The organism is Occallatibacter sp. (genome assembly GCF_049582745.1).
In the GTDB taxonomy this organism is placed as follows: domain Bacteria; phylum Acidobacteriota; class Terriglobia; order Terriglobales; family Acidobacteriaceae; genus Telmatobacter.
Map to the genome: position 1 here is coordinate 1 of NZ_JBAUUO010000061.1, position 22738 is coordinate 22738.

A 22738-nucleotide genomic window follows, 5' to 3' on the forward strand; every position below is an offset into this window, starting at 1 on the left:
GTGCGCACCTGGATGAGGCGCAGGTTCACTTCGTCCGGCACGCGATATTCATCGCGATGCTGGTTGTAGTAGCGCAGCACATCCTCGCGCGTGACCTCGACCTGCTCGGAGACCTTGGCGTTGTCGATCACCAGATAGTCAGCCTTGCGCTTCTCCGGGATCGCGTTGGCGTAATGCGCCTGGCTTATGACGAAAAACGCTTTCAGCTCAGCCTCGTTGGGATGAATCTCGCTCATCATCTTGTCGAGCGAGAGCACGGCATAGTCCAGCTTGACCTTGGTGTTGTCGCGCCGGGCTTCCTGCTGGATGTCGGCATCGGAAATGCTGACCGCGCCTTCGACCATGCCCTGCAGCTTGCGCAGCAGCAGCTCATCTTTTACTTGCTGCTCGAACTGCGGGACGCTCATGCCGAATTGCTGGGAGACGAACTGCTCGTAGCGCTCCTGGCCGATGAAGTTGCCGCTGGGAAACAACTGGGCTCCCAGCGCCCCAGAGCGCAACTCCTCGCGCAGCTCGTCATCGGTCACGCGCAGGCCCAGGTGCGAAGCTTCGACCATCATGGCGCTGCGCACCACCATCTGCTGCGCTACCTGGCCGCTCACGAATTGCTGCAGCGCCGCCGGGTATCCCGATTGCCGCATCGCCTGTTGCGCGCGCTGCTGCACGTCTTGCATGGTGACGTCCTGGTCGCCGACCTTGGCATACACTCCTTGCCCGGCGCCGCCACCAAAGCCCAACGCGCTGCCCAGGCTTCCGCCCGGAATCAGGGTGATCACCATGGTCGCGCTGATTAGTATCAGCAGGCCGCCAAGCAGATACTTCTTCAGCGGCCCAGGTCTTTGCAGAAATCGAATCATTTCGTTGAGTACCCCGAAGAATTTTGCGAGAGACATTAATTATAAACCAGGGCCAGCTTTCCTTTTGGGCGCGGCAGTTGCCGCAGATTACCGCCATTGCCGAGGCTGCGCGTGCGGCTCGCGAACGCGGCATCCCGGTCATCGCCGATGGCGGCATCAAGTATTCCGGCGAGGTCACAAAAGCAATCGCCGCGGGCGCCAACTCCGTGATGATTGGATCGCTCTTTGCCGGCGTGGACGAGAGCCCCGGCGAAACCATCCTTTACCAAGGCCGCAGCTTCAAGAGCTATCGCGGCATGGGCTCGCTGACGGCCATGAGCCAGGGATCGGGCGAACGGTACTTCCAGAGCGCCGAAGATCTTGCCAAGGAAATTGACACGGAAGGCGTGGTCCAGCGTGAACGCAACGGACAAAACCGCCTGGCAAAATTCGTTCCTGAAGGCATTGAGGGCCGCGTTCCCTATCGCGGGCCGCTCGAAGCCATGGTCTACCAACTTGTCGGCGGTCTTCGCTCCGGCATGGGCTATCTCGGGTGCAACACGATCGCAGAGTTGCAGGAGAGGGCGCAGTTTGTGCGCATTTCCAATGCCGGCCTTCGCGAAAGCCACGTGCACGACGTTATCATCACCCGTGAGGCGCCGAATTACCACGTTGAATAGGCCGACGAATACGACCGATCGACGATCGATGCGCTTCTGGATTCGCGCCTGGATGCCGGTGTTTCTTGCGATTTGCGTGATCGTGATGGAATCGACCGCGTACTTCGGCGCCGATCAGACCAGCGGGCCACTGCGCTGGGTATGGGAGCACATCTTCGGGCGGGTCAGCGACGAACGCTGGCAGCTTTTCCATCATGTCGTTCGGAAGACCGGCCACTTTGTTGGCTACGGCACCATGGGGCTGCTGTGGCTGCGCGCCTGGTGGCTGAGCCTGCCCCGTGCGGGCTTCCTGCGGAATGCCACGCTCGCGCTACTGGGCACTGCGCTGGTCGCGAGCTCCGACGAGTTCCATCAATCCTTCCTGCCCAATCGCACCGGTGTACCTTCGGACGTGCTGCTCGATTGCTGCGGCGCCGTGGTGCTGCTTTTGATCACCTATCTCTGCATTCGCCTGAGATGGCCTAACCGCCTCTCAAAGGCGGCTTGATCATCGCGATATTCTCGGCGCCTGATACACTGCCGGTGTGAAATTGCGGTCGCTAGTCCAATCTAGCGCGTCCAAGATCAAATGAGCCAACATGGACAAATTCGCATCGGTATCGCCGGATGGCGCTACGACGAATGGCGAGGAACCTTCTACCCTGAGGATCTCGCGCAGAAGCGCGAACTTGAGTACGCCTCGCGCCAGCTCAATTCCATCGAGTTGAACGGAACCTTCTACTCGACCCAGAGGCCGCAAAGCTTTCAGGCATGGAGCAAGGACACACCCGACGATTTTGTCTTCTCCATCAAGGGCTCGCAGTTCATCACGCACATTCGCAAGATTGAGAATGTCGAGACAGCACTGGCGAACTTCCTTGCACAGGGACTGCTGCGGCTCGGCAAAAAACTGGGGCCGATTCTGTGGCAGTTCCCGCCAAACTTCTCCATCGACTTGACGCGTCTCGGGAACTTCTTCAAGCTTCTGCCGCGCACACAAAAACAGGCGGCAGCCTATGCGCGGCAACGCGACGAATGGATGGCAAGCCGTTCATGGCTGGAAGTTGAAGAAGACCTGCCGCTTCATCACGCTGTTGAAACCCGCCACAAGAGCTTCGCAATTCCCGAATATGTCGCGCTGCTTCGTGAGAACAATATCGCCCTTGTGGTCGCGGATTCAGTGAAGTGGCCATGCCTGATGGACGTTACCGCGGACATTGTTTATTGCCGCTTGCACGGCAGCGAGAAGCTCTACCCCAACGGCTATACCGCGGATGCTATCGACGTTTGGGCCCGCAGAGTCATTGCATGGTCGCGCGGAAAAGAAGTTTCGGATGGGAAGAGGGTACATTCCGAACCCGGGCCAAAACGCACGGCTCGCGATGTTTTTGTGTACTTCGACGATGACGTCAAAGTTCGCGCCCCATTCGACGCGATGAGCCTGGGCAAACGAATCGCCGAGCTCGCTTAACCCGGCAGGTCCAACACTCTTCCCTCGATATGCTGTTTTCAGGTAAAGTCCTGATTCCGGGGCGGTTAGCTTCGGAAGTGGTCTCGTAAATGATTGAAAACAAGCAACTTAATCGGTAAAGTCTTCAAAAATAAGGACTTGATGACATTTGCACCATTTTGGAGTCATGATCGTCCCGGATTGTGGCGAAGTGTCCCCGGGGTTGAGCTACTTGCTCACAAGGTCACCTCAGTCGACATCCTGTCGCTTTTCGCTACTGAGAGAAATTGTACGAAATTGGAAGAAATAACCTGCAAAACTCCGAGAAAAATATCGTGAACAGAATGAGGTAGATGGCGCGAATTTTCAGAGAGTGGGGTATTGACATTGCGAAGGTACGGACCGGGGAGATGGCTGACATATTGAACCGGGGAGATTCCTGACACTGCAAGTGGGGCCTGAGGCCGTACAACGTCCTCATGCTCTGGAGAGCGAGCGGTGTGACGGAAGAGAAGCTGCGCTTTGTGTATGAGTATGAGCGCGATGAGGAGACGATGACTGAACTGTGCAGCCGCGGGGCGGTCTCGCGGTACCAGGTGTCAAAGGCCTGGGCGTTGCCTGCGGAGATCTTCTTCCAGAGTTCCCGTTCGTCGAGCAATTTGCGGTCTCCGATCTGTACTTCGGGTGGAAGACGGAAAAGGTTCGGGACGCCGAAGAGATTCTCGCAGAAAAAAGGCGCATCGCCCGTGATGGACGATGCACCTGGACTTGCGACGAAAAACAGGAGGCGAGGAGCCGGTAGAACTACGCGGCCTCTTCGCCGCCTTTTTCTTCGTCCTTCTTGCTTTCTTCAAGCTGCTTCTCGAGCTCAGCGCGCTTTTTGGCCTTCACTTCGTCGCGCTTCTGACGCTTCTCGTCGAGCTGCTTCTCAGCGCCCAGCAGTTCGATGAATGCCTTTTCGGCACCATCGCCCTTCTGGAAGCCGGTGCGGACAATGCGCAGATAGCCGCCCTGACGATCGCCGTAGCGCGGGGCCACGGTGTCAAACAGGCGCTCGACTGCCTTGTCGGTCATAAGAAAACTGAGCGCCTGGCGCCGCGAATGCACGTCGCCCTTTTTGCCCAGCGTGATCATCTTTTCTACGTGCGGACGCACCGCCTTGGCCTTGGCCACGGTGGTCTCCACGCGGTCTTCTACGATGACGGACGTGACCAGGTTGCGCAGCAGCGCGCGGCGATGGCTGGTGTTGCGTCCGAGTTTGAATCCTGCATTGCGATGGCGCATGACGTATTACTCGCTTTCGAATCTTGTGAGCTATCAGCTATCAGCCCTCAGCTTTCAGCGCATCCGAATCTTGCTAATGGCTGAAAGCTGATAGCTGACGGCTGCCTTTAAAAGTTCTCGGTCTCGGTGGGCAACTGGAGATCGACCGAATCCAGCGGCTCGTCCTCATCGTCGTAGCTGCTGTAGTTGGCAGCGAGTGCGGTCGCCGGCGGAATGCTGGTCGGCCCTGGAACGGCGTTGCCGCTCTCGTCGATCTTCATACCCAGCGAAAGGCCCATCTGCGCGAGAATTTCCTTGATCTCGTTCAGACTCTTGCGGCCAAAGTTCTTGGTCTTCAGCATCTCGGCTTCGGTCTTCTGCACCAGTTCGCCGATGGTCTGAATATTCGCATTCTTCAGGCAGTTGTAGCTGCGGACCGACAGTTCCAGCTCTTCGACGGAGCGGTTCAGGTTGTCGTTGCGCAGCATCACGCGGCCTTCTTCACTGCGCGACTCAGCTTCGATCTCTTCCTCAAAGTTGATGAAGATGTTCATGTGGTCCTTCAGCAGCTTCGCGGCCAGACCGACAGCATCGGCAGGCAGAACCGCACCGTTTGTCCAGACTTCAAGAGTCAGCTTGTCGTAGTCGGTGATCTGGCCCAGGCGAGCTGCCTCGACCACGTAGTTCACGCGGCGCACGGGCGAGTGGACCGAATCCACAGGAATGAATCCGAGGCCGAGATCCGCGTCGAAGTTCTTGTCGGCTGAGATGTATCCGCGGCCGCGCTTCAGACGCATTTCCATCTCGAGCCGACCGCCTTCAGAGACGGTGGCGATGTAGACGTTCTTGTCCAGAATCTCCACTTCACCGTCAGCTTCAATCATTCCTGATGTAACCACGCCGGGGTGGTCAGCGCGAAGGTACAGCGCCTTGGGACCGTCGCCCACAAGCTTGAAGGGAATCTGTTTGAGATTCAGGATAATGTCGGTCGCGTCTTCTACGACGCCGGCGATCGACTGGAACTCGTGCAACACGCCCTCGATGCGAACCGCGGTGACTGCGGCGCCTTCGATGGAGCTGAGCAGCGTGCGGCGCAGGGCATTGCCGATGGTTGTGCCAAATCCGCGCTCAAAGGGCTGGGCGCTGAACTTGCCAAATGTTTCGCTGAGCGTCTCGGCATCGACTGCCAGGCGCTTCGGTTTTTGGAATCCTCTCCAAAGCATATCGTTATCTCTTTTCCCGCGCGGCAGGTACGTCGCGATGCATTTTGCGGCGGCCGCGCAAGTTCTCCTTGTGGTTGAGTTCATAGTTCTAAGTTCGTAGTTCACAGTTGCTCGCACGAACGGAGCGAACTCTGAACTACGAACTTTGAACTGTTTCTTTACTTCGAGTACAACTCGACGATCAGCTGTTCGTTGATCGGGAGGTTGACATCCTTGCGTTTGGGCAGGCTGAGAATGCGCCCAGACATGTTTTCGAAATTCGCTTCGAGCCACACCGGCACCGGGTTCTGCGCGGCATACTGCGTGCCCTGCTCGACGATGATCATCTTCTTCGCTGCTTCGCGAATCGCGATCTCGTCGCCGACGTTCACCTGGAACGAAGGAATGTTCACCTTGCGGCCGTTAACGGAAACGTGACCGTGGCGAACCACTTGGCGAGCCTGGCGGCGCGAAATAGCGAAACCAAGCCGGTAGGCCACGTTGTCAAGGCGACGCTCCAACTGCTGGATGAGCAGTTCGCCGGTGACGCCTGGCGCGCGGTTGGCCTTTTCGTAGTACTCGCGGAACTGGCCTTCGAGGGTGAAGTACATGCGCTTGGCCTTCTGCTTTTCGTGCAACTGGAGGCCGTAGCCCACAATCTTGGCCTTGCGATCTTTGCCGTGCATGCCCGGCGGGAAGTTGCGCTTCTCAATCGGGCAACGGTCCGATAAACATTTGGTGCCCTTCAAGAAGAGCTTGGTGCCCTCGCGACGGCAAAGGCGGCATACTGCTCCGGTATAACGAGCCATTTCTTCTCCTGACTTCGGATGTCGGCCGGTTTACATCTCCGGAGGAGACTTCCTCCCGGCCCATGTTTAGTTTTGAGTTCTAAGTTCGTAGTTCTTAGTTTTCGGTACTGTGAACTAAGAACTCTGAACTGCGAACTCGCCGCGTCTTATACGCGGCGCCGCTTCGGCGGACGGCAACCATTGTGTGGAACCGGCGTGACGTCGCGGATGGAGCGAACGTCAATGCCTGCTGCTGCCAGCGCACGGATGGCCGACTCGCGGCCCGATCCCGGACCGGCAACGCGCACGTCGACTGCCCGCAGACCGTGATCGCGCGCCATGGATGCCGCATTCGACGCAGCCTGCTGCGCCGCGAACGGCGTGCCCTTGCGCGAACCGCGGAAGCCGAGCGAACCCGAGCTCTTCCAGCTGAGCGTGTTGCCCACCTGGTCGGTGATGGTCACGATGGTGTTGTTGAACGAGGCTTGAATATGGCAAATGCCAAACGGCACATTCTTGCGCTCGCGCTTCTTGAATTTCTTGTTCTTGCCAGCTTTGCCGGCTGCGGCCTTCTGTTCTGGTTTCGCCATTAGGTCTTCGCCGTCGCTTTCTTCTTGCCCGCCACCGTGCCCTTACGCGGCCCCTTGCGGGTGCGGGCATTGGTGTGGGTGCGCTGTCCACGTACCGGCAGCGACCGGCGATGCCGGCTGCCGCGATAGCTCTGAATATCGATGAGGCGCTTGATGTGCATCTGGGTATCCTTGCGGAGATCGCCCTCGACTTCACCCTCGTCCTCGATCACCTGGCGGATGTGGTTTACCTCTTCTTCGCCGAGATCCTGGACCTTCTTGTGGGCGTCAACATTCGCCTTCTCCAGAATCTTCAGCGACCGGGGATTGCCGATGCCGTAGATGTAGGTAAGCGCGATCCGGGCCTGCTTGTTGCGGGGCAGATCGACGCCAGCAATACGTGCCATTCTGAATCCTTTGCCACTTCGGTTCTTGTGCCTCCGGCCTCAGCCGGTTCGCACGGGTTATTGCGGTTCACTCGGGGGTTCATCGCAAGCCTTGACTCAAGCTAACTAGCCCCTGTGCGAAGTTCGCAGTTCAAAGTTCTAAGTTCAGAGTCACAAATTGCCCACTTTCGACTCTTCAACTCTGAACTACGAACTCAGAACTCGTGTGGAGTTTCCGCTTCGTTGCCAGGCTGAACTAGCCCTGGCGCTGCTTGTGCTTTGCGTTTTCGCAGATCACCCGAACCACCCCGCGGCGGTTGATGACCTTGCACTTCACGCAAATCTTCTTTACCGATGCACGGACCTTCATTGCTCTACTGCCCTTCTCCGCGCATCTGCCGACGACGCGGTTCAAATCTCAGTGGTCAGTGAACAGTGGACAGTGATCAGAACTTGTCTTGATTCCTTCACTGATCACTGTGCACTGATCACTGTTCACTTATACCTGTACACAATTCGCCCGCGGTTCAGGTCGTACGGACTGAGCTCAACGGCTACGCGGTCACCCGGCAAAATGCGGATGAAGTTCTTGCGCATTCTTCCCGAGACGTGAGCCAGCACTTCGTGATTCGTCTCGAGCTTCACCTTGAACATGGCGTTGGGCAACGTTTCTGTAACCGTTGCCATGACCTCAATCGCGTCTTCCTTCGACAAACTGTATCCACTTCTGGATGCTTCCGCACCCTTCAAGTTTTGGACCGATATCTTGCTGCTATTCGGTCAGAACCTTTGCCCCGGTGTCGGTAACCGCCACCGTGTGCTCAAAATGAGCACTCATGCTTCCATCGCCCGTCACCGCCGTCCAGCCATCGCGCAACACGCGCACATCCGGCTTGCCGGCATTCACCATCGGCTCAATCGCGATCACCATTCCCGCACGCAACCGCATGCCTGAACCCGCTTCGCCAAAGTTCGGCACCTGCGGATCTTCGTGCATGTGGCTGCCAATTCCGTGGCCCACAAAATCGCGTACCACGGAGAATCCCTCGGCCTCGACCACTTTCTGTACCGCGCTGCCGATATCCCCCAGCGTCGCTCCCGGCTTCACCACCGAGATGCCCGCATGCAGCGACTTCTCTGTCACCTCGAGCAGCTTTGCCGTGTTGGGAGCAATCTTCTCGCCCACCGGCACCGTAATGGCGGCGTCGCCGTAGTAGCCGTCGACAATTGCACCGCAATCGACCGAAACGATGTCCCCTTCCCTGAGGACACGCTTCTTCGAAGGAATGCCGTGCACGACCTCATTGTTGATCGAGGTGCAGAGCACGCAGGGAAATCCGTGATATCCCTTGAAGGCCGGCTTGGCGCCCAATTCAGCGATGCGCGCCTCGGCCACCTTTTCGAGATCCAGGGTGGTGGCGCCCGGCTTGACCTGGCTGCGCACCAACTCCAGCACCTCGCGGACAACTTTGCCCGCGCGGCGCATCTTTTCGATCTCCAGAGACGACTTCAGTACGACCGCCACTTCCTTGCCCTTTCGACTCCACTTCACGCACAAAACCCCGTTCGCGCACCGCGCTATTGGCGCAGCCGCTCAACGGAAGAAACAATTCCAGCCGCAATCGCGGCTATCGGCCCATCTCCAGGCACTTCTACAAAGCGCCCCAGCTCCCGATAGTGCTCAATCACAGGCGCGGTTTGGGCCGCGTAGGCGCGCATGCGCTCTGCAAAAGCCTTCTCCGTGTCATCGGATCGCTGGATCAGTGCAGCCCCTTCAACATCACAAAAACCAGCCCGCTGGGGCGGCTTCGTATAGATGTTGTAGATGGTCTGGCAGACCGGGCAGTTCCTGCGCCCCGTAATGCGGCGCAATAACTGATTATAATCCACTTGGATACTGACGGCAACCAGAGGCAAAGCTTCTGTTTGCGTTGCCAGGCGCCCATCCAGCCAGTGCGCCTGCGCCAGCGTCCGCGGGAACCCATCCAGAATGTAACCTTTAACCGTATCCGGTTGTTGAAGTCTGACGGCCACCATCTCATTCACGAGGGAGTCCGGAACCAGCTCTCCCCGGTGCATGATTTCCTTTGCCGTCTTTCCCAGCGGCGTGCCCTGACTCACATTGGCGCGGAGCAGGTCTCCGGTCGAAATCTGGGGTATCCCCCAATGTTGCACCAATTCCTTGGCCTGGGTACCCTTCCCCACGCCCGGTGCTCCTAAGAGGAGAATCGGTCCAGGTACGATCATCCTTGCCGACCCTCGATCTCCTTCTACTGCTGCTTCTTGTCCACTTTCAACACTTGCTGCAGACGACGACATTACCAGTTTTTCCTTCCGCGTATACGACCGGAACGCGGGGAAAAGCCGTCATAATGGCGCATGATCAGCTGCGATTCGATCTGGTTGACAGTGTCCATAGCGACACCCACTACGATCAGCAGCGAGGTGCCGCCAAAGTAGAAATTGACCCCCAAACCATGTGTAGCCCAGGTAGGCAAACTCTCAAAAAACCTACCAATCAGCCAGATCTTGTCGAAACGGATACCCGAAATCAGGAAGGTGGGCACCAGGGAAATGATGATGAGATAGAGCGCGCCGACCAGCGTGATGCGCGTGAGAATGTCGTTGATGAAGTCTGAAGTGCGCTTGCCGGGCCGGATGCCGGGAATAAACGATCCGGATTTGCGGAAATTGTCGGCGATATCGTCCGGCTTCATCACGATTGAAACGTAGAAGTAGGCAAAGAAGACGATGCCCAGCATGTACAGCAGTTCATACCAGGGATAGCCCGGGGCCAGCGCCTGGATGATCGGCTGGAAGAAGCGGTTGCTCTGCACCCAATCCATCTGCCCGAAGAGCAGCGGCGCCGAGAGAATCGAGCTGGCAAAGATGACCGGCATCACGCCGCCGGAGTTCACCTTCAGCGGCAGGTGGCTGGACGAGCCGCCCATCATTCGCCGGCCAACAATCCGCCGGGCGCTCTGGATGGGAATGCGGCGCTCGGAACGCTCTACGTAGACGATGAATGCAACCACCGCGATCATGCCCAGGACCAGCAGCAGCACGGCAAAAATTGTAAAGTTTCCCCAGGCAGCGGTTTGCACCTTGGCGACGATGTCGCCCACGCCGCGGGGCAGGCCTGCAATGATCCCGGCGAAGATCAGCAAGCTCATACCATTGCCGATGCCGCGATCCGTAATCTGCTCGCCGAGCCACATGATGAAACCGGATCCCGTCGTCAGGGTCAGCACCGTCATAAGGCTAAATCCGATGCCAGGATGGTAAACCAAACCTTCCTTGGTGAGGATAGCTGAAATGCCGATGGACTGCAGGGCAGCCAGCACAATGGTCACATAGCGCGTCCATTGCGTGATTTTCCGGCGGCCGAGTTCGCCTTCCTTCTGGATGCGCGCCAATGGCTCATAGACCACGGTTAGCAACTGGAAGATGATCGACGCCGTGATGTACGGCATGATGCCCAGCGCGAAGATGGTCATGCGGCGCAGGTTTCCGCCGCCAAACAGGTCCATCAGGCCCAGCGCCGATCCGTTCTGCGCGTTGAACATGAGCGCAAGCTGGTGGGCGTTCACGCCGGGCGTGGGGATAAACGCACCCAGGCGGTACACGGCGAGAATGCCCAGTGTGAACAGAACCCGCTTGCGCAGGTCAGGAATCCGGAAGATATTCAGAAACTTCTCAAGCATGTTTGGTTTTCCGCTTCAGGCGATGACGCCGCTCGAATCTTGCCAAAATCCAGTGTAAGCGCGAAGGTCGCCACCTGTCCTCGAATTCCGCCGGATGCCTTCAGCTTTCGATCTTGGCAGCCGTGAAGGCAGACTGGCGGTGTTCGCGGACACATGGGGTGCCCAGGTCCCGGTTCTGAGACCTGGGAGGGGTGTCCTACGCTGCCGCCGGCGCTCCCGCCACCACGGCCTTGCCGCCGGCCTTCTCGATCTTCTCGATAGCCGACTTTGAAAACTTGTGCGCATGAACGGTGATGGCCGAGGTCAACTCGCCCGGGCCCAGCACCTTGATCAGCGCCTTCTTGCTCGAGACGAGGCCCAGTTTCTTGTAGTCGTCGAGGCCGATTTCCTTCACGGAAAGCTCGGCCAGCCGGTCAAGATTCACCACGCTGTACTCGGTGCGGAAGATGTTGGTAAAACCGCGCTTTGGAAGCCGGCGGTGCAGCGGCATCTGGCCGCCCTCAAAGCCGCGCATCAGGCTGAAGCCGGAACGCGAACCCTGGCCCTTGTGGCCGCGGGTCGAGGTTTTGCCCATGCCGGATCCCATGCCCCGGCCCACGCGCTTGCGCCCGGTGTTAGCCTTCTTGGGCGCGCGCAAATTCGATAGATTCTTTGCCATGATTTTCCTCGCTGATAGCGCCGACAGGGTTGATCCCCGACGACTCGCGTTTGATGAAACAGTGAAGAAGTGAAACAGTGAAGAAGTGAATCAGTGAAGAAGTGAATCAGTGAGGAAGTGAATCAGTGTGGAGGTCCGAAGGATCTTTCACCGTTTCACTTTTTCACTCTTTTCACTTTTCTTCCAAAATCCGAACCAGGTGCGGCACCGTCTTCACCATGCCGCGAATCGATTCGTTGTCCACGCGCTCGACGATCTGGTTGAGCCGCGTAAAGCCAAGTCCCTTCACCACCGCCTTGTGCTTGGCGGGCGTGGAGTTCTTTGAGCGGTAGTATTCAATGCGAATCTTTTTGGTCTCAGCCATGATTAAAGCTCCTCAACCTGCTTGCCGCGCGCCGTGGCCACGTAGCTCTTGTCGCGCAGTTGAATCAGCGCGTCGAACGTTGCCTTGATGACGTTATGCGGGTTCGCCGTTCCCAGGCTCTTGGTGAGCACGTTCTGCACGCCGACCGAAGTCATCACCGCGCGCACCGCGCCGCCGGCAATCACGCCCGTTCCTTCGGGAGCCGGCTTCAGCAGCACGTGGCCCGAGCCGAAGCGCCCCAGTACCTGGTGCGGAATCGTTGTTTCGGTCAGGTTGATGCGAACCAGGTTCTTCTTGGCCGCTTCAATTCCTTTGCGGATAGCCTGGGGAACTTCCTTGGCCTTGCCCGATCCGTAGCCCACCACACCCGAAGCGGCGTCGCCGACCACAACGAGCGCGGCGAACGACATGTTCTTGCCGCCCTTCACCACCTTGGTCACGCGGTTAATTGAAACCACCTGATCCTTCAGGTTGTACTGGTTGGCATCGAGTTTCTTATTCGAAATCATCATTGCTCTCTCGTCTCTTTCAGTGGACAGTGATCAGTGGTCAGACTTGGATGCTCTCACCATTTCGGAGTCTTCACTGTGCACTGTGCACTGTTTCACTGTTCACTGCTTTTAAAACTCCAGCCCTGCCTCGCGCGCTGCCTCGGCAAGGGCCTTGATGCGCCCGTGATACAGGAAGCCGCCGCGATCGAAGACCACCTTCTTGACGCCCTTCTCCTGCGCCTTCTCCGCGATCACCTTACCGATTTCCTTGGCGGCGGCCACGTTGCCGCCAGTCTTCGACTTCGCGGCCAGTGTCGAGGCGGACACAATGGTCACACCCTTCTGGTCGTCAATCACCTGCGCGTAGATATGATTCAGCGAACGATACACATTCAGCCGAGGCCGCTCACCGGTGCCTGCCAGCTTCGCGCGGATGCGCGAGTGAATCCGCTGGCGAATTTCGTTTCTCTTGATCATCTTCGTCTCTTTCCTATCAGCGGAGCCGCCTTACGGCCCCGTTCGGTTATCCCAGGTTTCAGATGTCAGGGCTCAGTTGAATTAACACGTTCTCTTCAGAAGCTTCTTACTGATCCCTCAAACCTGATCCCTGCTTTACTTCGCGCCCGTCTTGCCGGCCTTCTTCTTCAGCTTCTCGTCCGAGTAACGCACACCCTTGTTCTTGTACGGATCGGGCTTGCGCAGCGAACGCATATCGGCGGCAACCTGGCCAACCTTCTGCCGGTCAATACCGGTGATCGTCAGATGCGTCTGCTTCGGATCGATTGCCACTTCGATGCCCGAAGGCAGCGGAACTTCGATGGGGTGCGAGTAGCCCAGCGTAAACACCACTGTGCCCTTGCCCTTCAACTCCGCGCGATAGCCGATGCCGACGATGTCCAATTCCTTCGTCCAGCCCTTCGTCACTCCGTGGACCGCGTTGAATACCAGCGCGCGCGTCAGCCCGTGGACCGCAGCCTTGTCTTCGCTGGCGCGGTTCACATGCAGCGCACCGTCTTTGGTCTCGAGGGAAATGCCGTCCGCAACCAGTGCCGACACTTTGCCCTTCGGCCCTTCCACCAGAACCGTGTTGCCCTCAACCCTGTACTTCACGCCGGAGGGCAGCGGAATCACTTTCTTACCAATACGCGACATCGAATCAATCCTTCACTTGGCTTGCGAGTCCCGAAAAGCAGTTGTCAGTGATCACCTTCAACGTTTTTCGTTCCACTGCAGCCGGAAAAGTGAACAAGTAAATAAGTGAAGTAGCGAAAGAACTCATCGCAGCCACGGCAAAGGCTCACCGCCGTTTCACTTCTTCACGATTTCACTTCTTCACTGCTCTTACCAGACCTCGCAGAGCAGTTCGCCGCCGACGCCTTCGCGGCGTGCCTGGCGTCCGGTCATTACGCCCTTGGGGGTCGTCATGATCGAAATGCCGAGTCCACCCTGAACGCGCTTGATCTCGTCGCGGCCGATGTACACGCGGCAGCCGGGACGCGAAATGCGCGCAAGGTCGCGAATGGCCGCTTCCTGTCCGCCGTACTTCAGGTACACGCGAAGAATCTGCTTGCCATCCTCTTCCTGCGTCTTGTAGTTCGAAATGTAGCCCTCTTCCTTGAGAATGCGGGCAATCTCGGTCTTCAACTTGGAAGCCGGCACATCCAGCTTCTGATGACGCGCCCGGATCGCATTCCGGATCCGCGCCAGAAAATCTGCTACTGGGTCGGTCAGACTCATTCCTTCTCCTTCATTCCCCGTTCGCTCCCGGTCTCACTTCAACAGGAGAACCAGCGGGAATGCGTGGGGCTTACGCCCCAGTTCTAAGTTCGTGGTTCGTAGTTCTAAGTTGACGGTGAAACTGCGAACTAAGAACTCTGAACTACCAACTGTCTTTACTACCAGCTCGACTTCACGACGCCGGGGATCTCTCCCTTGAGCGCCAGCGCACGGAAACACAAGCGGCAAATCCCAAACTTCCGCAGGTATCCCCGCGGACGTCCGCAGAGCTTGCACCGGTTGTGTTTGCGGGAGCTGAACTTCGGCTTCCGCGCGTCCTTCACTCTCTTTGCAGTGGTTGCCATAAATCCTCAATCATTCACAGTTCTGAGTTCTGAGTTCTGAGTTCTTAGTTCTCAGTTCTTACGGCTCATCAGCCCTAAAGCTGTGAACTACGAACTGTCGTTACGCCCCTTGCCGGAACGGCATGCCGAAGGCCTTCAACAGTGCACGAGCCGAGTTGTCGTCCTTCGCCGTGGTCACGATCGTGATGTTCATGCCCTTCAGCTTTTCAACCTTCGAGTAATCGATCTCGGGAAAGATCAGCTGGTCGCGCAGTCCGAGCGTGTAATTGCCGCGCCCGTCAAAACTTTTTGTCGACACGCCGCGAAAATCGCGAACCCGCGGCAGTGCCGTCGAAATCAGGCGGTCGAGAAATTCGTACGCCTTTTCATTGCGCAGCGTCACCATCGCTCCGATGGACATGCCGGCACGCACCTTGAAGGCTGCAATCGACTTCTTCGCCTTGGTCATCACCGGTTTCTGACCGGTAATCTGCGTCAAATCCGCAACCAGCGGATCCAGAAGCTTGGTGTTCTGCGTCGCTTCACCCAGGCCCATGTTAATGACGACCTTATCGAGCCGCGGAACAGCCATCGCGTTCTCGATGCCCAGTTCTTTCTTGAGCGCCTGCTTTATTTCCTTGTTGTACTTCTCTTTCAGCCTTGCTGCCATTTCCTTCACTCTCTTTCTTCCGGTCTTCGGGGTGGATCGCTCTCGATCCGTGTACCGTTTCGGAAGGGTTCCCATCAGCCTTCAGCTTTCAGATCACCATGTCTTTCGACTTGCAGCAACAACAACTGAAGACTGAGAACTGATGACTGATAACTGCTTATTACTTCTTCGTCGGCAACTCGCTGCCGCACGTCTTGCAAATCCGCTGCTTGCTGGTGCCTTCAACCTTGTAGCCGATAGTGGCCGTTTCGCAGTTCGGGCACAGCAGGGCCACATTGGACACATTGATCGGGGACTCGTGCTCCGCGATGCCGCCCTTGGTCCGCTGTCCCTGCTTGCTCGAAACCGTCTTCTTCACCACGCGCACGTGCTCCACCAGCACCGTTCCCTTGTCGGGAAACACGCGCAGCACACGCCCGGTCTTGCCGCTATCGGAACCCGCGAGCACCTTCACCACATCGTTACGACGAATGTTCAAACTCGGCATTTGTTTCTCCGAAACAGTTCTTAGTTCACAGTTCTTAGTTCTGTGCTCGGGTTCACAGTTCAACGCATTCACTAACTGCGAACTACGAACTCTGAACTACGAACTCGTTACACCACTTCCGGTGCCAGCGACACGATCTTCAAAAACTTCTTTTCACGCAGTTCGCGAGCCACCGGCCCGAACACGCGCGTTCCTACCGGCTCGTGGGCGTCGTCAATTACCACCGCCGCATTCTCGTCGAAGCGGATATAGGTTCCGTCACGGCGACGATGCTCTTTGCGGGTGCGGACAATCACCGCCTTTACCACTTTGCCCTTCTTCACCGTGCCATCCGGCGAAGCTTCCTTCACCGCTGCGGTCACCACATCGCCCAGACCGGCGATCTTGCCGAGTCCGCCGCCCAGGGGCAGAATTACCTGCAGCTTGCGCGCGCCGGAGTTGTCGGCCACCGCGAGCATGGTTCTCATTTGCACAGCCATGGATTCTTCTCCTTAGAACCGCTCCGCCTACTTGGCGGCTTCTACTTCAGCGGCTGTTCCAGCCGTGTCTTCAATCTGCGCCAGCGACGAACGCCGCACAATCTCTTCAAGCGACCACCGCTTCAACTTGCTAAGCGGCCTCGTCTCGCGAATGCGAACCACATCGCCCAGCCGCGCAGAGTTCTGCTCATCGTGCGCGTAGAACTTCTTCGAGCTCTTCACAATGCGCTTGTACTTCGGATGGGCCTTGCGCATCTCGACCTCGACCACAATGGTCTTCTGCATCTTGGTCGAAACCACGTTGCCCACCTTCTCGTTACGCCGGGACGCCGGCGCCTGCTTCTCTGTTGCTACCGTCATTTACCGGCTCCCTTCTTCGTTGCGCTGGCCGCTGCAGTCTTTTTCGCGCTTTTCTTGGCGCTGGACCTTGGGCCCTTCTTAACGCTCTTTTTTGCGCCGGCCTTGGCCTTCGCCGGCTTCGCGGCCTTCTTCACGGTCTTCTTGGCGCTCTTCTTCTCTTCGCCCGCGGGCAGAGTCGAAACCAGCTCATGCTGTGCGCCGCGAATACCCAGTTCGCGCTCACGCGAAACTGTCTTGATCTGTGCGATCTCCTTGCGCAACTGGCGGAGCTTCTTTACTCCGTCGCTCTGCCCCATCGAAACCTGGAAGCGAAGCCGAAACAGCTGTTCCCCCGAGGTCTTCTCGTGGTGCAGCAGTTCGTCGTCGCTCAAACTACGAATCTTTGCGAGTTCCATCTCTTCTCTCCGGCGCCCTGCCAATCCCCGCGGGAACCAGCGGCGCGTCTTTCCCTAGGCCGACTTCTTTTCAACCGCTGCTGTCTTCTCGGCGCCCGGACGCTGCACGAATTTCGTCTTCAGCGGCAGTTTGTTCGAAGCCAGCCGCATCGCTTCCTGCGCGATCTCCGGCGTCACGCCTTCCATCTCGAACAGGATCTTGCCGGGACGAACTACTGCTACCCAGTGATCGAGTGCGCCCTTGCCCGAACCCATACGGACTTCGGCCGGCTTCTTGGTAATCGGCTTGTCCGGAAAGAGACGAAGCCAGATCTTGCCGCCGCGCTTGATGAAGCGGGTCATGGCGATACGGCTGGCCTCGATCTGCCGGTCAGTGATGTAGCCGCACTCCAGGACCTTCAAACCGTACTCACCGAACGACAGAGAAGAACCACGCCACGCCTTACCACGGCGCTTGCCCTTCTGCTGCTTCCGGAACTTAACCTTCTTCGGCATCAACATAGCGAAATCCTCAAAACTCAGTTCAAAGTTCTAAGTTCGTAGTTCTCAGTTCTTGCCGCTCATCAGCGCTGTTCGCAACTGTGAACTTCGAACTGTGAACAGTGAACTGCCTTTAAAACACCCCCGAACCTGCGGGCGCGGGCTGGCGGCGCTTCTGCTCATAAATATCACCGCGATAGATCCACGTCTTCACGCCGATCACGCCGTAGGTGGTGTGCGCCTCGGTAAACCCGTAGTCGATATCCGCGCGCAGCGTGTGCAGCGGCAACCGCCCCTGCAGATACCACTCCGACCGCGCGATTTCGTTGCCGTTTAAACGGCCTGAGACACGCACCTTGATTCCCTTGCAGCCGAAACGCAGCGCCGAATCCACGCTCTTGCGCATGGCGCGGCGGAAGCTTACGCGCTTTTCCAGCTGCAGCGCGATATTCTCCGACACCAGCTGCGCATCCAGCTCCGGCTTGTTCACCTCGATGATGTCGATGAACACTTCGCGGTTGGTGCGCTTGCCGAGCTCGGTCTTGAGCTTCTCGATCTCCGCTCCCTTGCGGCCGATGACGATACCCGGACGCGCGGTGCGGATCAGGAAGCGCAGCTTGTTGCCAGGACGCTCGATTTCCACCGAACTCACGCCGGCAGCTTTGAGCTTTTCGCGGAGCTCAGCCTTGAGCTTCACGTCTTCGACAAGGAGCTTGTCATAGTCGCGCTCTGAGAACCAGCGCGAACGCCATGGCTTGTTTACTCCGAGCCGGAATCCATAAGGGTGGACTTTCTGTCCCATACTTTTTTCCTCAAACCTCTCGGCCTACTTCTTGGCCTTTTTCTTCGTTGCTGCAACCGGCTTCTTCGCCGCTGATTTCTTTGCCGTCTTCGAAACTGTCTTCTTTGCGGCCGTCTTCTTGGTCGACTTCGCAGCCGTCTCCGGCTCGTCGGCCTTGGTCACCAGGTGCGAGTTTCCGCCATCGCGCTCGGCCACCGACAAAATGATGTGCGTCAGCCTGCGCTGGTAGCGATACGCGCGCCCCATCGGAGCGGGCCGGATCCTCTTCATGCGCGGACCGTCGTTGGCAATCGCCAGCTTCACATAGAGGTTGTCGACGTCCAGATCGATCCCCCGCTCGCCCGACACGTACTTCGCGTTGTCCACGGCCGAAGTCAGCAGCTTGTGAATCACCGGAGCAATCCGCTTCTTGGTGAATTGCGCCGTCTCCAGCGCTTCCTGAACTCCCCGGCCCTTGATGAGGTCCAGCACCAGCCGCGCCTTCTGCGGCGACACCCGCTGGAACCTCGCCTCGGCCCGGTATTCTTTTGTCTCGACTGCCATTGGTCTCTTCCTCAAATTCAGTGGCGCCCATTGCGCCGAATCTCAACTACCGCGGCCCCGCCGGCTTCGCCGTCGCTTCCGCCGCCTTCGATCCGCCCGTGTGCCCCTTGAATGTGCGCGTCGGAGCAAACTCGCCCAGCTTGTGTCCCACCATGTTCTCGGTCACGTACACCGGAACAAACTTTTTGCCGTTGTGCACCGCGATCGTGTGTCCCACAAACTCCGGGAAGATCGTCGAGCGCCGCGACCAGGTCTTGACGACCTTCTTATCGTTGGCCACGTTGAGCACCTCGATTTTCGTCGTAAGGTGCGCATCCACAAACGGGCCTTTTTTCGTTGAACGTGCCATAAACTTCAGCTCCTAGCTCTCAGCTTTCAGCCGTCAGCTTGTTCGTGCCTAAGCCAGCTTCAAGCAATTCACTTAATCTCTTCTGCGCCGCCCTAGCTAAAAGCTCATAGCTGATAGCTGAAAGCTGCCTTTTTACTTCGCCCGGCGGCTGATGATGAACGCATCGGTCCGCTTGTTGTTGCGTGTCTTGTATCCACGTGTCGGCTGGCCCCACGGAGTCACCGGATGACGACCGCCGGAGGTCTTGCCCTCGCCGCCGCCGTGTGGGTGATCCACAGGATTCATCGTGACGCCGCGGTTGGTCGGGCGAATGCCCTTCCATCGGTTGCGTCCCGCCTTGCCGATCGCCACGTTCTCGTGATCGGTATTGCCTACCTGTCCAACGGTCGCCAGGCACTCCACCAGCACCTTGCGGGTTTCGCCGGAAGGCAGCTTCAGCAGCGCGTAGGCGCCTTCTTTGGCCACCAGCTGGGCCTGCGCACCGGCCGAACGCGCCATCTGCGCGCCTTTACCCGGCCGCAATTCAACGGCATGCACCGTGGTGCCGGCAGGAATGTTCTTGAGCGGCAGCGCATTGCCTACCAGGATGTCGGCCTCGGGACCGGAACTCACCGTCGCCCCAACCTTCAATCCCACAGGCTGAAGGATGTAGCGCTTCTCGCCGTCAGCATAGTGCACCAGCGCGATGCGCGCCGAGCGATTTGGATCGTACTCAATCGTCGCTACCTTGCCCGGAACGCCGAACTTGTCGCGCTTGAAGTCGATCAGCCGGATCTTCTGCTTGTGTCCGCCGCCATGGTGCCGAATCGTCATGTCGCCCGAGTTGCGGCGTCCGCCCGTCCGCTTCCGCACTGCCAGTAGCGGCTTGTGCGGCTTGTCCGTCGTCAGGTCGTCATTGACCAGCGAGGTCTGAAACCGCAACGTCGGCGTGATCGGTCTGTATGTCTTGATAGCCATCGTCTTATGTCCTGGAGTGCTTGCGCCTGACTTCTGCGCCGCTCTCCCCGTTTCTCCGAAGCCTCTCTACTTCACCGGCTCCGATATTCCAACTCGGCAAACTGCGAACTCTGAACTTTGTTGATCACTGTTCACTGACCACTGTTCACTCGTTTACAGGTTGCTCACGTACTCTGGCAGCTTCTCGCCGGCTTTGAGCCGAACGTAAGCCTTTTTCCAGTCCGGCCTGAAACCCGCGAACTTTCCGCGGCGGCGTTCCTTGCCCACCACATTCGCAGTCCGCACCGCGGCCACCTTCACCTTGAAGAGAGCTTCGACCGCCTGCTTTACTTCTGTCTTCGATGCATCCGGAGCCACGTCAAACACCAGCGTGCCCTCGGTTTCCTTTACGCTCAAACCCTTTTCTGTAATCAAGGGCCGGCGAATCACTGTATAAAGACTCGACATTACGCGGCCTCCGTTTGCGCAGCGCTGCGCTTTGAAACGGTCTTCACGAGAGACTCCGTCAACTGCTCGATCGCGGCCCTGGAGAAGATGGCCCGCTCGTACCGCAGCAGATCGTAGGGATGCACTTCGTTGTTGAGAACCAGTTCGACACCCTTCAGATTGCGCGCGCCCAGCATCAGCGCCTGCGAGAGCGTCTTGCCGTTCTCGACCAGCAGCGCGGTACGCGTCACGGCCAGCTTGTCCAGCGCCTGGCGATAGAGCTTGGTCTTGCCCTCTTTCAGCTCCAGCGTATCCACCACCGTGAGCTTTCCGTCGGCCAGCTTTGAAGCGAGCGCCGAGCGCAACGCGCCCTGCAGCTTCTTGCGGGGGAACGCATAGTCATAGCTGCGCGGCTTGGGCCCGTGCACGGTGTAACCATGCCGCCACAGTGGCGAGCGGACTGAGCCGATACGAGCGCGGCCGGTGCCCTTCTGCTTCCACAGCTTCTTGCCGGAACCCGAAACTTCAGTGCGGCTCTTGGTCTTGTGCGTGCCCTGGCGCATAGAAGCGCGATAGTGCTTCACCGCTTCCCAGAGCAGAGCCTCGTTCACCTGGCCATACACCGAATCGGCCAGTTCGAGCGAGCCCACTTTTTCGCCGTTCAGATTTACAACATCTACGTTTGCCATCTTCTTCTTCTTCCGCCGGACTCGCATCCGGCTCTGAATCTCTTCCGCCGGCACTCTTCCGCCAGCTCTGCATTTCGTGCGCCGCAAGGCGCGATTGGCCCCACCGCAGGTGGTTACTTTCTCTTGGCCGTTGCTTTCTTCGAAGCCTTCAACGGATCGACCGTTGTCGAACCCGCAAATCCACGGCGCTCGCGCGGCGGCGTCTTCGCCTTCGAAATCAGCACGTACCCATCTCGCGCCCCCGGAACCGCCCCCTCGACCATCAGCAGGTTCTCTTCCAGGTCGATACCGCGAATGCGGAGATTACGCACCGTAATTTGCGCAGCGCCCATGTGCCCCGGCATTCTCTGACCCGGAAACACACGCGACGGAAAACTCGATGCACCGATAGAACCCTGCACCTGGAACATGTGTCCGTGTGACTTCGGACCGCCGCCAAACTTGTGCCTGCGCACAACGCCGGCAAACCCGCGGCCCTTCGAGGTTCCGATTACGTCTACAAACTTCGCATCCTGGAAGATGTCCACCAGCACGCGATCGCCTGCCTTGGTCTGGACCTCGCCATCTGCGGAAGCTTCGACATCCACTTCCTTGATCACCTTCACCGGCGGTGCTTCGGTCTTCGCGAAGTGCCCTGCCTGCGGCTTGGTCACGTTCTTCGTCTTGATGAATTCCACGAGGCCAATCTGCGCGGCGTCATACCCGTCGTTGGCCAGCGTCTTCAACTGCGTAATTACGCAAGGGCCAGCCTGCAGCACCGTAATCGGGTGCACATCGCCCTTCTCATCGAAGACCTGCGTCATGCCGATCTTTTTCCCCAGTATCCCTGTGACTGCCATATCTTCCTCACCTCATCATGCAGAGCACTTTGACTCTGCACTGCCGGAATTTGTTAGAGAGCTTTCAGCCTTCAGCTCTCAGCTTGGCCTCGCCGCTCGCTCGCTCCCATATCCAACTGAAAGCTGATAGCTGACGGCTGATGACTTACTTTTCGAACGCCTTGATCTCGACGTCCACACCAGCGGGGAGATCGAGCTTCATCAGCGCATCCACCGTCTGTTGCGTCGGCTCAAGAATGTCGATCAGTCGCTTGTGCGTGCGAATCTCGAACGCCTCGCGCGACTTTTTGTCGACGTGCGGCGAACGCAGCACGCAGTACTTGTTCTTGATCGTCGGCAATGGAATCGGACCCGCCACCGTTGCTCCGGTGCGCTTGGCCGTCTCCACAATCTCGCCGGTCGAGGTATCCAGCACGCGATAGTCGTATGCCTTCAACCGAATTCGAATCCTTTGACCTACCATTTGGCTTCCCTTCGGTGAAGCCAGTGAACCAGTGAATCAGTGAACCAGTGAAGTAGCTACGTATCGCCGATTCACTCTTTCACTTCTTCACTGATTCACTACCTCACTTCACTTCTTCACTCGTTCACTGCTTCTCGTGCTACTTGATAATTTCCGAAATCGCGCCCGCGCCTACCGTGCGTCCGCCTTCGCGAATCGCGAACCGCAATCCCTTTTCCATGGCTACCGGCGTAATCAGTTCGATCGTCAGTTCCACGTTGTCGCCCGGCATCACCATCTCTGTGCCTTCGGGCAATTCCGCCACTCCCGTCACATCTGTAGTCCGGAAGTAGAACTGCGGACGATAGCCCTTGAAGAACGGTGTATGAC

Annotated in this window: 35 protein-coding genes and 1 pseudogene; 3 read left to right on the plus strand and 33 right to left on the minus strand. The window is 58.0% G+C overall.

Going from position 1 to position 22738, the window contains the following annotated elements; translation table 11 throughout:
- Positions 1 to 893: SurA N-terminal domain-containing protein (locus tag WCA10_RS08565; protein WP_472822094.1), on the minus strand; the 893-nt coding region annotated here is incomplete at its 3' end.
- Between the two features lie 41 nt (positions 894 to 934).
- Here WCA10_RS08565 and WCA10_RS08570 point away from each other — a divergent pair.
- The 3 genes and pseudogenes from WCA10_RS08570 to WCA10_RS08580 all read left to right on the plus strand — a co-directional run.
- Positions 935 to 1516: pseudogene (locus WCA10_RS08570) on the plus strand (IMP dehydrogenase); the annotation flags it as partial.
- A gap of 28 nt (positions 1517 to 1544) precedes the next feature.
- The gene (locus WCA10_RS08575; protein WP_472822095.1) at positions 1545 to 2003 is read left to right on the plus strand and encodes a VanZ family protein; all 459 of its coding nucleotides are present in this window, start codon (positions 1545 to 1547) and stop codon (positions 2001 to 2003) included.
- Between the two features lie 81 nt (positions 2004 to 2084).
- On the plus strand, positions 2085 to 2966 hold the full coding sequence (locus WCA10_RS08580) for a DUF72 domain-containing protein (protein ID WP_472822096.1): 882 nt from the start codon (positions 2085 to 2087) through the stop codon (positions 2964 to 2966).
- A 783-nt stretch (positions 2967 to 3749) separates the two neighbouring features.
- Here WCA10_RS08580 and rplQ read toward each other — a convergent pair.
- From rplQ to WCA10_RS08740, 32 genes are all read right to left on the minus strand, one after another.
- Complete coding sequence (rplQ, locus tag WCA10_RS08585) at positions 3750 to 4229, minus strand: 50S ribosomal protein L17 (RefSeq protein WP_472822097.1); 480 nt, start codon at positions 4227 to 4229, stop codon at positions 3750 to 3752.
- Positions 4230 to 4336: 107 nt separating this feature from the next.
- On the minus strand, positions 4337 to 5431 hold the full coding sequence (locus WCA10_RS08590; protein WP_472822098.1) for a DNA-directed RNA polymerase subunit alpha: 1095 nt from the start codon (positions 5429 to 5431) through the stop codon (positions 4337 to 4339).
- Positions 5432 to 5589: 158 nt separating this feature from the next.
- Positions 5590 to 6219, minus strand: coding sequence for a 30S ribosomal protein S4 (rpsD, locus tag WCA10_RS08595; protein ID WP_472822099.1), 630 nt, complete (start codon positions 6217 to 6219; stop codon positions 5590 to 5592).
- Between the two features lie 146 nt (positions 6220 to 6365).
- Positions 6366 to 6788: a 30S ribosomal protein S11 gene (rpsK, locus tag WCA10_RS08600; RefSeq protein ID WP_472807725.1), complete on the minus strand. Its 423-nt coding sequence runs from the start codon at positions 6786 to 6788 to the stop codon at positions 6366 to 6368.
- On the minus strand, positions 6788 to 7174 hold the full coding sequence (rpsM, locus tag WCA10_RS08605; protein ID WP_472822100.1) for a 30S ribosomal protein S13: 387 nt from the start codon (positions 7172 to 7174) through the stop codon (positions 6788 to 6790). Before rpsM ends, rpsK begins: the two co-directional genes overlap by 1 nt.
- Before the next feature lie 235 nt (positions 7175 to 7409).
- Positions 7410 to 7523 (minus strand): 50S ribosomal protein L36, encoded by a 114-nt coding sequence (rpmJ, locus tag WCA10_RS08610; protein WP_026445768.1) that lies wholly within the window; start codon positions 7521 to 7523, stop codon positions 7410 to 7412.
- 125 nt (positions 7524 to 7648) lie between these two features.
- Positions 7649 to 7903 (minus strand): translation initiation factor IF-1, encoded by a 255-nt coding sequence (gene infA / locus WCA10_RS08615; protein WP_472822101.1) that lies wholly within the window; start codon positions 7901 to 7903, stop codon positions 7649 to 7651.
- 22 nt (positions 7904 to 7925) lie between these two features.
- On the minus strand, positions 7926 to 8678 hold the full coding sequence (gene map / locus WCA10_RS08620; RefSeq protein WP_472822121.1) for a type I methionyl aminopeptidase: 753 nt from the start codon (positions 8676 to 8678) through the stop codon (positions 7926 to 7928).
- Between the two features lie 53 nt (positions 8679 to 8731).
- Complete coding sequence (locus tag WCA10_RS08625) at positions 8732 to 9358, minus strand: adenylate kinase (RefSeq protein WP_472822102.1); 627 nt, start codon at positions 9356 to 9358, stop codon at positions 8732 to 8734.
- Between the two features lie 113 nt (positions 9359 to 9471).
- Complete coding sequence (secY, locus tag WCA10_RS08630; RefSeq protein ID WP_472822103.1) at positions 9472 to 10857, minus strand: preprotein translocase subunit SecY; 1386 nt, start codon at positions 10855 to 10857, stop codon at positions 9472 to 9474.
- 196 nt (positions 10858 to 11053) lie between these two features.
- On the minus strand, positions 11054 to 11515 hold the full coding sequence (gene rplO, locus WCA10_RS08635; RefSeq protein ID WP_472822104.1) for a 50S ribosomal protein L15: 462 nt from the start codon (positions 11513 to 11515) through the stop codon (positions 11054 to 11056).
- Between the two features lie 172 nt (positions 11516 to 11687).
- Positions 11688 to 11879: a 50S ribosomal protein L30 gene (gene rpmD / locus WCA10_RS08640; protein WP_472822105.1), complete on the minus strand. Its 192-nt coding sequence runs from the start codon at positions 11877 to 11879 to the stop codon at positions 11688 to 11690.
- A 2-nt stretch (positions 11880 to 11881) separates the two neighbouring features.
- Positions 11882 to 12388, minus strand: coding sequence for a 30S ribosomal protein S5 (rpsE, locus tag WCA10_RS08645; protein WP_472822122.1), 507 nt, complete (start codon positions 12386 to 12388; stop codon positions 11882 to 11884).
- Between the two features lie 111 nt (positions 12389 to 12499).
- Positions 12500 to 12847 (minus strand): 50S ribosomal protein L18, encoded by a 348-nt coding sequence (gene rplR, locus WCA10_RS08650; RefSeq protein ID WP_472822106.1) that lies wholly within the window; start codon positions 12845 to 12847, stop codon positions 12500 to 12502.
- 135 nt (positions 12848 to 12982) lie between these two features.
- Positions 12983 to 13522 (minus strand): 50S ribosomal protein L6, encoded by a 540-nt coding sequence (gene rplF, locus WCA10_RS08655; protein WP_472822107.1) that lies wholly within the window; start codon positions 13520 to 13522, stop codon positions 12983 to 12985.
- A 189-nt stretch (positions 13523 to 13711) separates the two neighbouring features.
- Positions 13712 to 14107 carry a 30S ribosomal protein S8 gene (rpsH, locus tag WCA10_RS08660; RefSeq protein ID WP_472822108.1) on the minus strand — a complete coding sequence of 132 codons (396 nt, stop codon included), beginning with the start codon at positions 14105 to 14107 and terminating at the stop codon, positions 13712 to 13714.
- 158 nt (positions 14108 to 14265) lie between these two features.
- Positions 14266 to 14451: a type Z 30S ribosomal protein S14 gene (locus tag WCA10_RS08665; protein ID WP_348264187.1), complete on the minus strand. Its 186-nt coding sequence runs from the start codon at positions 14449 to 14451 to the stop codon at positions 14266 to 14268.
- A gap of 100 nt (positions 14452 to 14551) precedes the next feature.
- Complete coding sequence (gene rplE, locus WCA10_RS08670) at positions 14552 to 15100, minus strand: 50S ribosomal protein L5 (RefSeq protein ID WP_472822109.1); 549 nt, start codon at positions 15098 to 15100, stop codon at positions 14552 to 14554.
- A gap of 160 nt (positions 15101 to 15260) precedes the next feature.
- Entirely contained in the window at positions 15261 to 15587 is a 327-nt protein-coding gene (gene rplX, locus WCA10_RS08675) for a 50S ribosomal protein L24 (protein ID WP_472822110.1), read from the minus strand.
- Positions 15588 to 15694: 107 nt separating this feature from the next.
- Positions 15695 to 16066 (minus strand): 50S ribosomal protein L14, encoded by a 372-nt coding sequence (gene rplN / locus WCA10_RS08680; RefSeq protein ID WP_472803687.1) that lies wholly within the window; start codon positions 16064 to 16066, stop codon positions 15695 to 15697.
- Between the two features lie 27 nt (positions 16067 to 16093).
- Positions 16094 to 16426 carry a 30S ribosomal protein S17 gene (rpsQ, locus tag WCA10_RS08685; protein WP_472822111.1) on the minus strand — a complete coding sequence of 111 codons (333 nt, stop codon included), beginning with the start codon at positions 16424 to 16426 and terminating at the stop codon, positions 16094 to 16096.
- Positions 16423 to 16821 carry a 50S ribosomal protein L29 gene (gene rpmC / locus WCA10_RS08690; RefSeq protein WP_472822112.1) on the minus strand — a complete coding sequence of 133 codons (399 nt, stop codon included), beginning with the start codon at positions 16819 to 16821 and terminating at the stop codon, positions 16423 to 16425. The genes rpsQ and rpmC overlap by 4 nt, the downstream gene beginning before the upstream one ends.
- Before the next feature lie 54 nt (positions 16822 to 16875).
- Complete coding sequence (rplP, locus tag WCA10_RS08695; protein ID WP_472822113.1) at positions 16876 to 17322, minus strand: 50S ribosomal protein L16; 447 nt, start codon at positions 17320 to 17322, stop codon at positions 16876 to 16878.
- A 112-nt stretch (positions 17323 to 17434) separates the two neighbouring features.
- Entirely contained in the window at positions 17435 to 18103 is a 669-nt protein-coding gene (gene rpsC / locus WCA10_RS08700) for a 30S ribosomal protein S3 (RefSeq protein ID WP_472801264.1), read from the minus strand.
- Positions 18104 to 18127: 24 nt separating this feature from the next.
- Entirely contained in the window at positions 18128 to 18646 is a 519-nt protein-coding gene (gene rplV, locus WCA10_RS08705; RefSeq protein ID WP_472822114.1) for a 50S ribosomal protein L22, read from the minus strand.
- A gap of 46 nt (positions 18647 to 18692) precedes the next feature.
- Positions 18693 to 18995 carry a 30S ribosomal protein S19 gene (rpsS, locus tag WCA10_RS08710; protein WP_472822115.1) on the minus strand — a complete coding sequence of 101 codons (303 nt, stop codon included), beginning with the start codon at positions 18993 to 18995 and terminating at the stop codon, positions 18693 to 18695.
- A gap of 132 nt (positions 18996 to 19127) precedes the next feature.
- On the minus strand, positions 19128 to 19952 hold the full coding sequence (rplB, locus tag WCA10_RS08715) for a 50S ribosomal protein L2 (RefSeq protein WP_472822116.1): 825 nt from the start codon (positions 19950 to 19952) through the stop codon (positions 19128 to 19130).
- Positions 19953 to 20105: 153 nt separating this feature from the next.
- Positions 20106 to 20399 carry a 50S ribosomal protein L23 gene (locus WCA10_RS08720; protein ID WP_472822117.1) on the minus strand — a complete coding sequence of 98 codons (294 nt, stop codon included), beginning with the start codon at positions 20397 to 20399 and terminating at the stop codon, positions 20106 to 20108.
- Positions 20399 to 21067 carry a 50S ribosomal protein L4 gene (gene rplD / locus WCA10_RS08725; protein ID WP_472822118.1) on the minus strand — a complete coding sequence of 223 codons (669 nt, stop codon included), beginning with the start codon at positions 21065 to 21067 and terminating at the stop codon, positions 20399 to 20401. The genes WCA10_RS08720 and rplD overlap by 1 nt, the downstream gene beginning before the upstream one ends.
- 113 nt (positions 21068 to 21180) lie before the next feature.
- Entirely contained in the window at positions 21181 to 21906 is a 726-nt protein-coding gene (gene rplC, locus WCA10_RS08730; RefSeq protein ID WP_472822119.1) for a 50S ribosomal protein L3, read from the minus strand.
- A 145-nt stretch (positions 21907 to 22051) separates the two neighbouring features.
- A complete protein-coding gene (gene rpsJ, locus WCA10_RS08735) occupies positions 22052 to 22369 on the minus strand; it encodes a 30S ribosomal protein S10 (RefSeq protein WP_348264174.1) in 318 nt (105 codons plus the stop codon).
- 139 nt (positions 22370 to 22508) lie between these two features.
- The coding region (locus WCA10_RS08740) for an EF-Tu C-terminal domain-related protein (protein ID WP_472822120.1) at positions 22509 to 22738 on the minus strand (230 nt) is incomplete at its 5' end.

Bases quoted from the DNA above. Each gene is read 5' to 3' on its own strand.
- WCA10_RS08575 (WP_472822095.1), top strand. From the start codon at position 1,545: ATGCGCTTCTGGATTCGCGCCTGGATGCCGGTGTTTCTTGCGATTTGC.
- WCA10_RS08580 (WP_472822096.1), top strand. From the start codon at position 2,085: ATGAGCCAACATGGACAAATTCGCATCGGTATCGCCGGATGGCGCTAC.
- rplQ (WP_472822097.1), bottom strand. From the start codon at position 4,229: ATGCGCCATCGCAATGCAGGATTCAAACTCGGACGCAACACCAGCCAT.
- WCA10_RS08590 (WP_472822098.1), bottom strand. From the start codon at position 5,431: ATGCTTTGGAGAGGATTCCAAAAACCGAAGCGCCTGGCAGTCGATGCC.
- rpsD (WP_472822099.1), bottom strand. From the start codon at position 6,219: ATGGCTCGTTATACCGGAGCAGTATGCCGCCTTTGCCGTCGCGAGGGC.
- rpsK (WP_472807725.1), bottom strand. From the start codon at position 6,788: ATGGCGAAACCAGAACAGAAGGCCGCAGCCGGCAAAGCTGGCAAGAAC.
- rpsM (WP_472822100.1), bottom strand. From the start codon at position 7,174: ATGGCACGTATTGCTGGCGTCGATCTGCCCCGCAACAAGCAGGCCCGG.
- rpmJ (WP_026445768.1), bottom strand. From the start codon at position 7,523: ATGAAGGTCCGTGCATCGGTAAAGAAGATTTGCGTGAAGTGCAAGGTC.
- secY (WP_472822103.1), bottom strand. From the start codon at position 10,857: ATGCTTGAGAAGTTTCTGAATATCTTCCGGATTCCTGACCTGCGCAAG.
- rplO (WP_472822104.1), bottom strand. From the start codon at position 11,515: ATGGCAAAGAATCTATCGAATTTGCGCGCGCCCAAGAAGGCTAACACC.
- rpmD (WP_472822105.1), bottom strand. From the start codon at position 11,879: ATGGCTGAGACCAAAAAGATTCGCATTGAATACTACCGCTCAAAGAAC.
- rpsE (WP_472822122.1), bottom strand. From the start codon at position 12,388: ATGATTTCGAATAAGAAACTCGATGCCAACCAGTACAACCTGAAGGAT.
- rplR (WP_472822106.1), bottom strand. From the start codon at position 12,847: ATGATCAAGAGAAACGAAATTCGCCAGCGGATTCACTCGCGCATCCGC.
- rplF (WP_472822107.1), bottom strand. From the start codon at position 13,522: ATGTCGCGTATTGGTAAGAAAGTGATTCCGCTGCCCTCCGGCGTGAAG.
- rpsH (WP_472822108.1), bottom strand. From the start codon at position 14,107: ATGAGTCTGACCGACCCAGTAGCAGATTTTCTGGCGCGGATCCGGAAT.
- WCA10_RS08665 (WP_348264187.1), bottom strand. From the start codon at position 14,451: ATGGCAACCACTGCAAAGAGAGTGAAGGACGCGCGGAAGCCGAAGTTC.
- rplE (WP_472822109.1), bottom strand. From the start codon at position 15,100: ATGGCAGCAAGGCTGAAAGAGAAGTACAACAAGGAAATAAAGCAGGCG.
- rplX (WP_472822110.1), bottom strand. From the start codon at position 15,587: ATGCCGAGTTTGAACATTCGTCGTAACGATGTGGTGAAGGTGCTCGCG.
- rplN (WP_472803687.1), bottom strand. From the start codon at position 16,066: ATGGCTGTGCAAATGAGAACCATGCTCGCGGTGGCCGACAACTCCGGC.
- rpsQ (WP_472822111.1), bottom strand. From the start codon at position 16,426: ATGACGGTAGCAACAGAGAAGCAGGCGCCGGCGTCCCGGCGTAACGAG.
- rpmC (WP_472822112.1), bottom strand. From the start codon at position 16,821: ATGGAACTCGCAAAGATTCGTAGTTTGAGCGACGACGAACTGCTGCAC.
- rplP (WP_472822113.1), bottom strand. From the start codon at position 17,322: ATGTTGATGCCGAAGAAGGTTAAGTTCCGGAAGCAGCAGAAGGGCAAG.
- rpsC (WP_472801264.1), bottom strand. From the start codon at position 18,103: ATGGGACAGAAAGTCCACCCTTATGGATTCCGGCTCGGAGTAAACAAG.
- rplV (WP_472822114.1), bottom strand. From the start codon at position 18,646: ATGGCAGTCGAGACAAAAGAATACCGGGCCGAGGCGAGGTTCCAGCGG.
- rpsS (WP_472822115.1), bottom strand. From the start codon at position 18,995: ATGGCACGTTCAACGAAAAAAGGCCCGTTTGTGGATGCGCACCTTACG.
- rplB (WP_472822116.1), bottom strand. From the start codon at position 19,952: ATGGCTATCAAGACATACAGACCGATCACGCCGACGTTGCGGTTTCAG.
- WCA10_RS08720 (WP_472822117.1), bottom strand. From the start codon at position 20,399: ATGTCGAGTCTTTATACAGTGATTCGCCGGCCCTTGATTACAGAAAAG.
- rplD (WP_472822118.1), bottom strand. From the start codon at position 21,067: ATGGCAAACGTAGATGTTGTAAATCTGAACGGCGAAAAAGTGGGCTCG.
- rplC (WP_472822119.1), bottom strand. From the start codon at position 21,906: ATGGCAGTCACAGGGATACTGGGGAAAAAGATCGGCATGACGCAGGTC.
- rpsJ (WP_348264174.1), bottom strand. From the start codon at position 22,369: ATGGTAGGTCAAAGGATTCGAATTCGGTTGAAGGCATACGACTATCGC.